At 65.1% G+C, this 12,044-nt stretch carries 10 protein-coding genes and 2 pseudogenes; 9 read left to right on the plus strand and 3 right to left on the minus strand.

Annotated features, from left to right (window positions below; genetic code table 11):
- Positions 1 to 281: 281 nt before the first annotated feature.
- The 4 genes and pseudogenes from YU9_RS0137165 to YU9_RS43815 all read left to right on the plus strand — a co-directional run bounded on the left by YU9_RS0137165 (position 282) and on the right by YU9_RS43815 (position 4,224).
- Entirely contained in the window at positions 282 to 1,157 is an 876-nt protein-coding gene (locus tag YU9_RS0137165) for an EamA family transporter (RefSeq protein ID WP_027577253.1), read from the plus strand.
- 7 nt (positions 1,158 to 1,164) lie between these two features.
- Positions 1,165 to 1,767: a LysE family translocator gene (locus tag YU9_RS0137170; RefSeq protein ID WP_027577254.1), complete on the plus strand. Its 603-nt coding sequence runs from the start codon at positions 1,165 to 1,167 to the stop codon at positions 1,765 to 1,767.
- A 133-nt stretch (positions 1,768 to 1,900) separates the two neighbouring features.
- Positions 1,901 to 2,920, plus strand: coding sequence for a ketol-acid reductoisomerase (ilvC, locus tag YU9_RS0137175; RefSeq protein WP_027577255.1), 1,020 nt, complete (start codon positions 1,901 to 1,903; stop codon positions 2,918 to 2,920).
- 454 nt (positions 2,921 to 3,374) lie between these two features.
- Positions 3,375 to 4,224 (plus strand): annotated as a pseudogene (locus YU9_RS43815) (SDR family oxidoreductase).
- A 10-nt stretch (positions 4,225 to 4,234) separates the two neighbouring features.
- Here the strand turns inward: YU9_RS43815 and YU9_RS0137185 are convergent.
- On the minus strand, positions 4,235 to 4,855 hold the full coding sequence (locus YU9_RS0137185) for a hypothetical protein (protein WP_027577256.1): 621 nt from the start codon (positions 4,853 to 4,855) through the stop codon (positions 4,235 to 4,237).
- 192 nt (positions 4,856 to 5,047) lie between these two features.
- Between YU9_RS0137185 and YU9_RS0137190 the strand changes: the two genes are divergently transcribed.
- Together YU9_RS0137190 and YU9_RS0137195 are read left to right on the plus strand one after the other, a co-directional pair.
- Positions 5,048 to 5,614, plus strand: coding sequence for a TetR/AcrR family transcriptional regulator (locus tag YU9_RS0137190; protein WP_245266705.1), 567 nt, complete (start codon positions 5,048 to 5,050; stop codon positions 5,612 to 5,614).
- Between the two features lie 205 nt (positions 5,615 to 5,819).
- Positions 5,820 to 7,532 (plus strand): sulfatase-like hydrolase/transferase, encoded by a 1,713-nt coding sequence (locus tag YU9_RS0137195; protein ID WP_027577258.1) that lies wholly within the window; start codon positions 5,820 to 5,822, stop codon positions 7,530 to 7,532.
- 154 nt (positions 7,533 to 7,686) lie between these two features.
- Here the strand turns inward: YU9_RS0137195 and YU9_RS0137200 are convergent, their stop codons facing one another.
- Positions 7,687 to 9,243 carry a glycine betaine ABC transporter substrate-binding protein gene (locus YU9_RS0137200; RefSeq protein WP_027577259.1) on the minus strand — a complete coding sequence of 519 codons (1,557 nt, stop codon included), beginning with the start codon at positions 9,241 to 9,243 and terminating at the stop codon, positions 7,687 to 7,689.
- Entirely contained in the window at positions 9,240 to 10,022 is a 783-nt protein-coding gene (locus YU9_RS0137205; protein ID WP_027577260.1) for an ABC transporter ATP-binding protein, read from the minus strand. The genes YU9_RS0137200 and YU9_RS0137205 overlap by 4 nt, the downstream gene beginning before the upstream one ends.
- A 140-nt stretch (positions 10,023 to 10,162) precedes the next feature.
- On the opposite strand from YU9_RS0137205, the gene YU9_RS0137210 reads away from it, so the two are divergent.
- The 3 genes and pseudogenes from YU9_RS0137210 to YU9_RS43820 form a co-directional block, all read left to right on the plus strand.
- Complete coding sequence (locus YU9_RS0137210; RefSeq protein WP_027577261.1) at positions 10,163 to 10,981, plus strand: ABC transporter ATP-binding protein; 819 nt, start codon at positions 10,163 to 10,165, stop codon at positions 10,979 to 10,981.
- Positions 10,981 to 11,769 (plus strand): ABC transporter permease, encoded by a 789-nt coding sequence (locus YU9_RS0137215; protein WP_027577262.1) that lies wholly within the window; start codon positions 10,981 to 10,983, stop codon positions 11,767 to 11,769. Before YU9_RS0137210 ends, YU9_RS0137215 begins: the two co-directional genes overlap by 1 nt.
- 83 nt (positions 11,770 to 11,852) lie before the next feature.
- A pseudogene (locus YU9_RS43820) lies at positions 11,853 to 12,044 on the plus strand (IS5/IS1182 family transposase); the annotation flags it as partial.

Below are 12,044 nucleotides of genomic sequence, written 5' to 3' on the forward strand. Positions count from 1 at the left end.
TACCGCTGGGCGCGCGCCCGCTATCTGGGCTTGGCGCGCAACCAGACGCATCTGCGCCTGATCTGCCTCGCCATGAATCTCAAACGATGGGCGGTGCTGTCTCCTGCGGGAGCTGCGGCATGACCGCCGCCGCCCGACGCCAGCGGTCGGCCGCGGAAAACGCACCCATTCCACGCCGCGCGCCGTCCGACGCCGCGCAAAAAAAGCCCGACATCGGGAACCACTCGCTCACATCCCATTAAGCAAAGCTCTCGCAAGCGGGAGAGGTTAGGGAGTTTGGAATGAAGCCGGCCGACATCCTCATCGCCGTCCTGGTGGCGATCATCTGGGGGCTTGCCTTTGTGGCGAGCCGGATCGCGCTCGACGAGCTTTCGCCGGAGTTGATGACGGCGTTGCGTTTTACGATCGCCGCCGTGCCGTGCCTGGTCATTCCCAAGCCGAAGGTTGCCTGGTCGCTGCTGATCGCGATCAGCTTCACGCTGTTTTTCGGTCAGTTCCTGTCGCAGGCCTACGGCATCGCCCACGGCGTGCCGGTGGGCCTGACCAGCGTCGTCGTGCAGAGTCAGGCGCTGTTCACGATCGGCTTTGCCGCGCTCGCCTTCGGCGAGCGGCCGACGCCGATGCAGGCGCTGGGTATCGTCGTTGCCGCGGCCGGCCTTTTGATGATCTGCGGCACCGTCGGTTACGATTTCAGCGTTGCCGCCTTCGCCGTGCTGATGATCTCGCCGCTCAGCTTTGCCGTCGGCAATCTCCTGCTGCGCGGCGCCCGCGGCGTGCCGATGTTCGACCTGTTTGCCTGGCTCTGCCTCGCCTCCGCCGTGCCGCTGTTCGTGCTGGCGCTGGTCGCCAACGGACCGGCGTCGACTTGGACGTCGCTGACGCACATGTCGCTCGCGTCGGCGCTCTGCATGCTGATGCTCGGCGGCATCTCCACCAGCATCGCCTATTGGCTATGGGGCCGCCTCTTGCGCGACTATCCAGCGGCCCAGGTGGTGCCGTTCGCACTGCTCGTGCCGTTCGTCGGCTCCGCCGCCTCCAGCATCGTGTTCGGCGAACGGTTCGGCCCGCTGCGCCTCGCCGGCATGCTGACCGTGATCGGCGGTATCGCCGTGATGCTGCTGGCGAAGCGCCCGCAAGTCCTGCCGAAGACCGCGTGAGGTGAGCATGGCCTACTCGCTGTTCTATGCCTTTCTCGCCTTCATGATCGTGATGTACTTCACGCCCGGGCCGAACAACATCATGCTGCTGTCTTCGGGCCTGACCTATGGCTTCCGCCGTACCATCCCGCACATCGTCGGCATCGTCATCGGCTTTGCCTTCATGGTTGCCACCGTCGGCCTCGGGCTCGGCACCGTGTTCCTGGCCTATCCGATCCTTCAGACCATTCTGAAATATGCCGGCGCCGCCTACCTGATTTACCTGGCCGCCGTGATCGCCATGTCCGGTCCGGCCAAGCCGGGCGAGGAGAAGGCCCGCGGCCCGATGACCTTCTGGGGCGCGGCCATGTTCCAGTGGATCAATGCCAAGGGCTGGGTGATCGTGATCGGCACCATCACGGCCTATGCTGCGATCGCCCAATTCCCGCTCAACATCGCTATCCAGACCGTGATCAGCCTCGTCGTCGGCACGGTCTCAACCGTGGTCTGGGCGCTGTTCGGCACCGCGTTGCGGCCGATCCTGACCTCCGAGCGTCTGGTGCGCGCCTTCAATATCCTGATGGCGATCCTGCTGCTGGTCTCCCTCTACCCCGTTTTCATGGATGCATGATGTCGCGGATTTCCATGCAGAAACGGGTTTCCCTCAGGGCTGAAAATGCTCTAGACAGCCCCCGAAATCCGCAAATTTCACCCTTCGGACACTGACCATTGGCCGATTTTCGGCCCTGAACGAGGAAACGACTATGCGTGTTTATTACGATCGCGACGCCGACCTGAACCTGATCAAGGGCAAGAAGGTCGCCATCGTCGGCTACGGCAGCCAGGGCCACGCCCATGCGCTCAACCTGAAGGATTCCGGCGTCAAGGAAGTCGCCATTGCGCTGCGCAAGGGTTCGGCCTCGGCCAAGAAGGCGGAAGCTGCCGGCTTCAAGGTGCTGGAAGTCGCCGAAGCCGCCAAATGGGCCGACCTCGTCATGATGCTGACCCCGGACGAGCTTCAGGGCGATATCTATCGCGAGCACCTGCACGACAACATGAAGAAGGGGGCCGCCCTCGTGTTCGCGCACGGCCTCAACGTCCATTTCAACCTGCTCGATCCGCGCGCCGACCTCGACGTGCTGATGATCGCGCCGAAGGGCCCCGGCCACACCGTGCGCTCGGAGTATCAGCGCGGCGGCGGCGTGCCCTGCCTGATCGCGATCGCCAAGGACGTCTCGGGCAATGCCCATGACCTCGGCCTGTCCTACGCTTCGGCGATCGGCGGCGGCCGCGCCGGCATCATCGAGACCACCTTCAAGGAAGAGTGCGAGACCGACCTGTTCGGCGAGCAGGTGGTGCTCTGCGGCGGCCTGGTCGAGTTGATCAAGGGCGGCTACGAGACCCTGGTCGAAGCCGGCTACGCGCCGGAGATGGCCTATTTCGAGTGCCTGCACGAAGTGAAGCTGATCGTCGACCTGATCTATGAAGGCGGCATCGCCAACATGAACTACTCGATCTCCAACACCGCCGAGTACGGCGAGTACGTCACGGGTCCGCGCATCATCACCGACGAGACCAAGAAGGAGATGCGCAAGGTTCTGGCCGACATCCAGGGCGGCAAGTTCGCGCGCGACTGGATGCTTGAGAACAAGGTCAACCAGACCTCGTTCAAGGCGACCCGCGCCAAGCTCGCCGCGCACCCGATCGAGGAAGTCGGCGCCAAGCTCCGCGACATGATGCCCTGGATCAAGAAGGGCGCGCTGGTCGATAAGAGCAAGAACTGATAGCCACGCCGTCATTCCGGGGGCGCGAAGCGCAACCCGGAATCTCGATCGACGACCTCGGGATTCCGGCTTCGCGCTAACGCGCGTCCCGGAATGCGAGTGAGACACGAGCTTCGCTCGTCAAACCAATCTTAAACCTTCGCAACTAGTGTCGAGCGAGATCGCAAACAGCGGTCTCGCTCTTTCATTCTTGCGCGAAGCATTGCTGCTTCATTCAAATTCTTCGCGAGCTGAAGCGCAGCCTGAACGCGAAGAACTGACGCTTAAACCACTTTCTTGATCTCGCGTCGCTTCTCAGACTCTCTCGCGGCCTTTCCAGCGCTAAAACATCTGCGTCTTCAGGGGCCAGCATTCGGCTCTTCATCCGTAGTCTCATCACGCGCATTGCGAAGACGTGCCATTGCGTCCTGGCGCCTTTCTCCTACATGATCGCCGGAACTGGAGAGGGAGGACCATGCGATCTGTCGTCGTCACCGGCGCGTCCACAGGCATCGGTTGGGCCGTCGCGAAGTTTCTGATCGGGCGCGGCTACCGCGTCTTCGGCAGCGTCCGCAAGCAGGCGGACGCTGACCGGCTCAAGGATGAGCTCGGCGCCAATTTCACGCCGCTCTTGTTCGACGTCACCGACGAGCCCGCAGTCCTTGCTGCTGCGCGAACAGTCCGCGAGGTGCTGGGCGGCGAGACGCTGGCCGGCCTCGTCAACAATGCCGGCATCGCGGTCGCCGGTCCCCTGCTCGAATTGTCGGCCGATGATTTCCGCCGCCAGATGGATGTCAACGTCATCGGCCCGGTCATCGCGACGCAGGCGTTCGGGCCACTGCTCGGCGCAGATCCCTCGCTGAAGCGGCCGAAGGGGCGGATCGTGATGATCAGCTCGGTCGCGGGCAAGGACGGCAATCCGCTATCGGCGCCTTACTGCACCTCCAAGCACGCCATCGAGGGACTGTCGGAAAGCCTGCGCCGCGAGCTGATGTTGTTCGGGATCGACGTCATCATCATCGCTCCCGGGGCGGTCAAGACGCCGATCTGGAGCAAGGCCGAACAGATCGATCTCTCCGTCTACCAGAACTCGCCCTATCTGCCGGCGCTGAACAAGGTCATGGCCTTCATGATGGAGATCGGCGCCAAGGGGCTGCCGGCCGAAGCGCATCGCCGAAATCGTATTCGAGGCGCTGACCGCGGCCAGCCCCAAGGTGCGCTACCAGATCACGCCGGACCCGCTGCGCCACCTGATCGGTGCCCTGCTGCCGAAACGGACGCTGGACCGCCTCATCGCCAAGCGGCTCGGCTTGCTGCCGCGGTGACGCTGGCGGTTTATCCTGCCGCGACGGTTTGCCCGCGCGGGTGGCGGGCCATCGCGATGATGCGCAGCGCCATCACGATCAGCAGCGGGATGAGGAAGGCGGCATAGAGCGGCATCGCCGGCACGCGCTTGCCGAACGACACCATGAACTGGAAGCAGAGATAGGAGCCGCCCACAAGGTGCAGCGCCCGCCAGGCACGCGGGCCGATCAGCGCGGCGGCGCGGTCGAACGACGTCGCGCTCATGGCAATGATGAAGCCATAACCGATGCCGCCAAAGATGTAGGAGGCCGCCGAGGTGGCCTCGGCAAATCCGGCCGGATCCATCCTGGCAAACGTGACGATCGCCACCGCGTGGATGGCGTGGGAGACCGCGAAGCTCAAGCCGAGATAGCGGCGGTTGCGCTTCTGCCAGCGCGTCCAGGCATTGGGCCAGAGCCGCCCCAGCGCCGCGGCGCTGAAGGCCAGGCAGAACAGCAGGAGCGAGCTTCGCGCCGTGAAGCGGATCACCATGCGGACGCCCTCGACCTCGAACTGCCGCATCGAGGCGATCCATAGGCTCAGCGCGACCAGGCTCAAGCAGAGGGCGGCAAGCAGCCGCCAGCCTTCGAGCCAGCTTTGACGTTGCGACATGGGCGATCTCCCACTATGTAATCATCGATTACATAGTGGGAGGCGAGATCGTCAATGGTGTAATCATTGCTTACATTCACGTTCGGGTGAGGCTAAAAAGGGTCCATGCCGGTCCGCCAGTCATCCAAGCCGCGCGCCCGTCGCCCCGCAGCCGAAGCCCGGCCATACCATCACGGCGACCTCCGCCGCGTTTTGATCGACGCTGCGCTGCAACTTGCGGCGGAGGGGGCCGAAATCTCTGTCCGTGAGGCGGCCCGCCGCGCCACGGTGTCGCCGGGAGCACCGTTCCGGCACTTCCCCAACCGCGATGCCTTGATGGCGGCAGTGGCCGAGGAGGCGCAGCGGCGTTTTCGTGCCGAGATCGAGGCGGCGCTCAGCGAGTCTCCGGCCGCAGGTCCGCTCGCCCGCTTCCGTGCCTTCGGCCTGGCCTACCTCCGCTGGGCCATGCGCAACCCCGCGCATTTCGAGATCATCTCGACGGGGCGCTATTTCGCCCATGGCGGCTCGTCGGAGCTGACACGAGACAATGCCGAGCTGATCGCGCTGACGGAGCAGATGCTGGCTGACGCGGCTGCGCAGGGCCTGCTGCGGTCGGCCGACCTCAAGCGCATCCAGATCGCCGGCCGCGCCCTGGTCTACGGTTTCGCCCGGATGAAACTCGACGGCCACCTTCCGCGCTGGGGCGTCGAGGAGGGTGAGATCGAGCGGATGGCGGAAGGGGTGCTCGACCTGTTCATCGCGGGGATCGCAAAGCCCTAGGCGCGCGGCTCCGGTCGATGGCGTGCGGCGCAGCCCACTAACAATAAGCGAAGGTCGGACCGCACCGCGCGTTGCCTGTCCTTGACCGTTCCGTTACAGTTTTGTGACACGGTGCAGGCTTCCGGCTGCCCCGGACGCCCTGGCCGTTTTCAGGCCGGCCAGACGGCTTGGCATCACCGCGCCGGACCAGAGTTGCGTGTCGTCGATGGCGTCCGCGCCCAATCCAGGTCCTTCTGCCACCACCGCCGTGCTGGCGAGCGTCGCCGCGCTCGGCATCTGGCGGCTGCTCGCCGTTGCCGCGCCGCATCTGGCTGCGCTGGCGCTGATGTACGAGACCGAGACCGATTTCGGCTCGCGCCTGTCCTTCGCGCTGGCCTGGGGCATCCTCAACTTCTTCTGGATCACCCTGCTGCGGCGGCCGGCGCTCTCGGGCGCGCTGTCGCTGACCCTGGTCGTGGTGCTGGTGCTGCTGTCGCGGCTCAAGCACGACGTCGTGCAGATGACGGTCAACTTCATCGACCTGATGATGATCGACCGCGACACCGTCGCCTTCATGTTCACGATCTTCCCGAATTTGCGCTGGTCGGTGATCCTGGCCGGTCTCGTCACGCTGCCGCTGATGTACGCGCTGTGGTGGCTCGATCCGTTCCGCATCCGCCGCCTGCCGGCGCTCGCCTGCAAGCTCGCCTGCCTTGCCGCCCTGGTCGGCTATTCGCTCTATCATCCGGACGAGGCCTGGCGCGGCTATTACGACGACGGCTATCTCTCGAAGTTCTTCCGCTCGGGCGTCTCCGCCGTTTCCGACTTTGCGCAGTACGGCTTCATGGAATCGGCCGCGGCGAGCGACGAGCGGCTCAACATGCCTCTCGTCGATGCCTGCCACCCTGCGGGCCGCCGGCCGAACATCATCATGATCCATGATGAATCCAGCTTCGACATCCGCGCCGCACAGGGCATCAAGGTGCCGCCGCGCTATGGCGATCATTTCAAGTCGTGGGACGGCAAGCAGCGCACGTTTCTCGCCGAGAGCAATGGCGGGCCGAGCTGGTTCACCGAATACAACGTGCTCGCAGGGCTCTCCTCGCGCTCGTTCGGTCGCTTCGCCTATTTCGTGACGCGCATCGCCTCGAGCCGCGTCGAGCGTGGCCTGCCGCTGGCGCTGCGCCGCTGCGGCTACGACACGCTGTCGCTCTATCCCGCCCATGGCGGCTTCATGGGCGCGCGCAGCTTCCAGATGACGACCGGCATCGAGCGTTTCCTCGACTCCAAGGATCTCGGCGCGAAGGATGTGGAGCCCGACAGCTTTTTCTACGACAAAGCGCTTCAGCTGATGGGTCAGCAGCCGCCGAACAAGCCGCTGTTCACCTTCATCTATCTCGGAGCCAATCATTTCCCCTGGGAGACCCGCTTCCGTCCCGACCTGCTGCCGAACTGGCGCGCGCCGGGCAATACGCCGACCATCGACGAATATCTGCGCCGGCAGGCGATGAGCGCCGAGCAGTACAAGGCGTTCGTCGCGGGCCTGAAGAAGACCTTTCCGGGTGAACCCTTCCTGATCGTGCGCTATGGCGATCACCAGCCGGAATTCGCGCCGAACCTGCTCGAGCCCGGGCTCGACGAGGGCGCGATCGGGAAGAAGCTCGACGCTTACGATCCGCGTCTCTACGCGACCTATTACGCCATCGACGCCGTCAATTTCGAGCCGGTCAGAAGCGCGGCCGTGATGGACACGATCGATGGCCCCTATCTGCCGCTGGTGATCCAGGAAGCTGCCGGCATTCCGCTCGACCCGTCCTTCGCCGAGCAGAAGGCGATCATGCTCCGTTGCAAGGGCATCTTCTACGGCTGCAAGGGCGGCGCCGAGGCGCGGCGGCTGAACCGGCTGCTGATCGACGCCGGGATGATCAGAGGGCTGTAGTTTTTTTCACCGTCATCCTGAGGTGCCGGAGCGTAGCGGAGGCCTCGAAGGATGTACGGCCCGGCTGCATCGTGGCCGTTCATCCTTCGAGGCTCCGCGCGCACTGCTTCGCAGCGCACGCCTCGCACCTCAGGATGACGGGTGTGCAGTTAACCTACTGCTTGATCTTCCCCCACAGCCACCTCGCCACCGCATCGGGCGACGAATTCGCGTCATTGCCGCTGGCGCGCAAGTTCGCCTCGCGCATGGTGGCGATGTCGATCTTGCCGAGCAGCGGTTGCAGCGCCGTCTTGAGCCGCTCGTCGCCGGCGCGTTTCGGCGCCAGCAGCAGGATCGCGTCGTAGGGCGGGATCGCGTGCTTGGGATCGTCCAGCGTGACGAGATCGTATTTCGCGATCAGGCCGTCGCTGGTGTAGCCGGCGATGACGTCGACCTCGCCGCTGGCGACGGCCGCATACATGAAATCCGGCTGCATCTGGCGCTGGGCGCGGAACTGGAGTCCATAGGCCTTTTGCAGGGCCGCCCATTCGGGACGAGAGAAGAATTCGTAGTCGCCGGCAATCGACAGTGTCGAGGCATGTGCGCTGAGGTCAGCGATGGTGCGGATGCCGAGCGCTTCGGCGCGCTTCTTCGGCATCACCAGAGCATAAGCATTCTCGAAGCCGAGCTCGCCGAGCAGGGTGATGTTGTCTTTCGCGAGCGCCGTCTTCAGCTCGGCGACCAGCTCGGCGCGCGGCTTGATGTCGCTGCGATGGAGCTGGTTGGTCCAGAGCGTGCCGGAATAGTCGATATAGAGATCGATGTCGCCCGCCTTCAGCGCCTCGAAGATCACGCTGGAGCCGAGGCCGGAGCGCGCCGAGGCCGAGAGGCCTGCCGCCTGAAGGCGGTCCCTCGTCAACGCTGACAGCACGTATTGCTCGGCGAAGGTTTTTGCGCCGACCACATAGCCTGACGACGAGCGTCCCATGGTCGGCACCAGCGTAGCGGCGACCAGCGCCGCGATTCCGACTGCGCCGAGGCCAGCACGCGCCCGGTTGCGCTGGCGCAGACCGCCCTCGATCAGACCGAGCAACTGGTCGACGGCGAGTGCCAGCAAGGCCGAGGCCAGGCAGCCGAACAGCACGAACACCCAGTTCTGGGTCTGCAGCCCGGCGAAGATGTAATTGCCGAGGCTGGTCTGCCCGATCGGGGTTGAGAGCGTCGCGGTGCCGATCACCCACACTGCGGCGGTGCGGATGCCCGCCATCATCACCGGCAGCGCCAGCGGCAGCTCGACCATGAGCAGCGATTGCCGTGCGGTCATGCCGACACCCTTGGCGGCCTCGATCAGCGCGGGATCGATGCCGTTAAGGCCGGTGATGCCGTTGCGCAGCACCGGCAGCATCGAATAGAGCGCCAGCGCCAGCATCGCCGGCAGGAAGCCGAACGCGGAGAAGGAAAGGCCGAACCAGGCCAGCGTGACGGAAGCAGCCAGCAGCAGCAGCGGATAGAACAGCGCAAGCAGCGCCAGCCCAGGTACGGTCTGCACGATGCTGGCGAACGCGAGCAGGATGCCGCGCGGCGCCGGACGGTTGCGTGTCAGGATCGCCAGCGGCAGGCTGACGGCGAGGCCAAGCGCGAGCGCGGCGAGGCTCACCCGCACATGGTTGCCGAGATAGTCGGGCAGATGCGCCAGCGCCTCGCCCCAGCGCGGATCGGTGAAGAGGCTCATGCCGCACCGCTCTGCGGCAGCAGCGTGTTCAGCCGCTCGACCTGGCGCCGCGGCGTGCGCAGCAGCTCCAGCACGTAGCCGTCGCTGCTGTTCGAGAGCTCCGCGGGCGTACCTTGCGCCAGCAGCTTCCCGCTGCGCATCACTGCGATGCGGTCGGCGAGCAGAATCGCCTCCGTCATGTCATGGGTGATCATCACAGTGGTCAGGCCGAGCTTGCGGTGCAGCGTGCGATAGTCGTCACCCAGCGCATCGCGGGTGAGGGGATCGAGCGCGCCGAACGGTTCGTCCATCAGCACGATGCGCGGCCTTGCCGCAAGTGCCCGCGCGACGCCGACGCGCTGGCGCTGGCCGCCGGAGAGTGCCTCAGGCAGGCGATCGCGATGCGCGGCGCGGTCGAGCTGCACGAGCTCCAGGAGCTCGTCGACTCGCGTCACGATCGCCGCTGCCGGCTCACCCAGCAGCTTTGGCGTGATCCCGATATTGTCGGCGACGCTCAGATGCGGGAAGAGACCGCCGCTCTGGAACACGTAGCCGATCCGGCGCCGCAGCGCGACCGGATCGACATTCTGCACGTCCTCGCCTTCGACCGTGATGGTGCCGCCATCGGCCTCGATCAGCCGATTGGCGAGCCGCAGCAGCGTGGTCTTGCCCGAGCCGGACCCGCCGACGACCGCCACAAACTCGCCTTCGGCGATATCGAGCGACACATCGCCCACGGCTGTGAGGGAGCCGAAGCGCTTGGTGACCTTGTGGTAGCTGATCGCCAGCTTGGAGGGCATCGCAGGTAGGCTCGCTCTTACCCTCCCCTGGAGGGGGAGGGTGAAGGGGATGACGGACCCCATGCGTAGCACGCTTGGCGCCTTGATTGAACTTGGCCGCGCGAGCGGCTAAGGCATCGGCCTGAGTTCGGAGGAAACATATGACAACGCCCACGGCAGTGGCGCTGGAAGATGCCAAGGTTGCATTCCGCCTGGGGGACGGGCGGGTCTATACGGCGGTGGAGAAGGCGCACCTTGCGGTCGCGCAGGGCGAGTTCGTCGCCATCGTCGGCCCGACCGGCTGCGGGAAATCGACGCTGCTCAACGTCGCCGCGGGCCTGCTCAAGCCGGCGGCGGGCAGCGTCAGGATATTCGACCGGCCGCTAACGGGGCTGAACCAGGACGCCGGCTACCTGTTCCAGGCCGACGCGCTGTTCCCCTGGAAGACCGCGCTCGACAATGTCGCGATCGGGCTCGAGATCAAGGGCACGCCGCGCACCCAAGCGCTGCCGCAGGCGCAGAAATGGCTGACCTCCGTCGGCCTCGGCGCGTTTGCGGGCCGCTACCCGCACATGCTCTCCGGCGGCCAGCGCAAGCGCGTGGCGCTGGCGCAGGTGCTGATCCGCGATCCAAAAATCCTGCTGATGGACGAGCCGTTCGGACCGCTCGATGCGCAGACGCGCCAAGTCATGGGCAACCTGCTGCTCGACTTGTGGAACGCCGACCGCAAGGCCGTGCTGTTCGTCACCCACGACCTCGAAGAGGCGATCGCGCTCGCCGACCGCGTCGTGATCATGTCGGCCGGGCCGTCCTCGCGCATCATCGGCGACTGGCGCGTCAGCTTGCCGCGTCCCCGCGACATCTTCGAGGTGCGCCTCGACAAGGAGTTCCATGCGCTCCATCGCGAGATCTGGAGCGTGCTGAAGGACGAGGTGATGAAGGGTTACGCGCAGTCCACTCACGCAGTGGAGGCGGTCTGATGTCGCGCCCGACGCTGTTTGCGCTGCAAGTCCTGGTCGCGGTCGTTTGCATCGTGCTGTGGCAAGTGCTGTCGACCGTTCCCGTGTTCGGCAAGATCCTGCTGCCGCCGTTCTTCTTCTCCAATCCATTCGACGTGTTCAGCCAGATCGTGAAATGGTTCGCCTCCGGCGTGATCTGGAAGCATCTCGGCATCACGCTGGCGGAATCGATCCTCGCCTTCGTGATCGGATCGCTCGGCGGCGTGCTGGTCGGCTTCTGGTTCGCGCGCCAGCCGCTGGTCGCCGCGGTGTTCGATCCCTACGTCAAGATGGTCAACGCGCTGCCGCGCGTCGTGCTGGCACCGATCTTCGCGCTGTGGCTTGGGCTTGGCATCTGGTCCAAGGTTGCGCTCGGTGTGACGCTGGTGTTCTTCATCGTGTTCTTCAACGTCTATCAGGGCGTCAAGGAGGTCAGCCGCACCGTGCTCGACAACGGCCGCATGCTCGGCATGAGCGAACGGCAGCTGATGCAGCACGTCTATTGGCCGTCGGCGCTGTCGTGGATGTTCTCCTCGCTGCACACCTCGGTCGGCTTCGCCGTCGTCGGCGCGGTCGTCGGCGAATATCTGGGATCGGCAGCGGGGCTCGGTTATCTCATTCAGCAGGCCGAGGGCGTGTTCGACGTCGCCGGTGTGTTCGCCGGCATGTTCGTGCTCTCGGCCTTCGTCATCCTGATCGATTTCGGCGTCACGTTGGTGGAGCGGAGGCTATTGGTGTGGCGGCCCACGGCGTTGGATGGACGGGGGTAGTGGCAAGTTCACCTCTCCCGCAAGCGAGAGCTTTGCATTATTCGCGAATCTGCGATTCCCTAGACCGATTGGAGGGGATGGGAATGGCATATCGGCAGGTGGGGCAACCGAGCTTTGCGGACGCGCTGGCGTCGTCGCGGCGTGGAAAAGGCAATCCGGTGCTGAGGCGGATCAGCGAACTGGTGGATTGGACCGCGGTGGAGCACGTGCTGGGCGGTCTGCCGGAACCGGAGCGCGGGGCGCCGCCGTACCCGCGGCTGGTGATGTTGAAGGCG

Origin of the sequence: Bradyrhizobium sp. WSM1743, assembly GCF_000473065.1 — a bacterium.
GTDB lineage: Bacteria > Pseudomonadota > Alphaproteobacteria > Rhizobiales > Xanthobacteraceae > Bradyrhizobium.

Excerpts from the sequence above, each read along its gene's own strand:
- YU9_RS0137165 (WP_027577253.1), top strand. The coding sequence starts at position 282 with ATGAAGCCGGCCGACATCCTCATCGCCGTCCTGGTGGCGATCATCTGG.
- YU9_RS0137170 (WP_027577254.1), top strand. The coding sequence starts at position 1,165 with ATGGCCTACTCGCTGTTCTATGCCTTTCTCGCCTTCATGATCGTGATG.
- ilvC (WP_027577255.1), top strand. The coding sequence starts at position 1,901 with ATGCGTGTTTATTACGATCGCGACGCCGACCTGAACCTGATCAAGGGC.
- YU9_RS0137185 (WP_027577256.1), bottom strand. The coding sequence starts at position 4,855 with ATGTCGCAACGTCAAAGCTGGCTCGAAGGCTGGCGGCTGCTTGCCGCC.
- YU9_RS0137195 (WP_027577258.1), top strand. The coding sequence starts at position 5,820 with ATGGCGTCCGCGCCCAATCCAGGTCCTTCTGCCACCACCGCCGTGCTG.
- YU9_RS0137200 (WP_027577259.1), bottom strand. The coding sequence starts at position 9,243 with ATGAGCCTCTTCACCGATCCGCGCTGGGGCGAGGCGCTGGCGCATCTG.
- YU9_RS0137205 (WP_027577260.1), bottom strand. The coding sequence starts at position 10,022 with ATGCCCTCCAAGCTGGCGATCAGCTACCACAAGGTCACCAAGCGCTTC.
- YU9_RS0137210 (WP_027577261.1), top strand. The coding sequence starts at position 10,163 with ATGACAACGCCCACGGCAGTGGCGCTGGAAGATGCCAAGGTTGCATTC.
- YU9_RS0137215 (WP_027577262.1), top strand. The coding sequence starts at position 10,981 with ATGTCGCGCCCGACGCTGTTTGCGCTGCAAGTCCTGGTCGCGGTCGTT.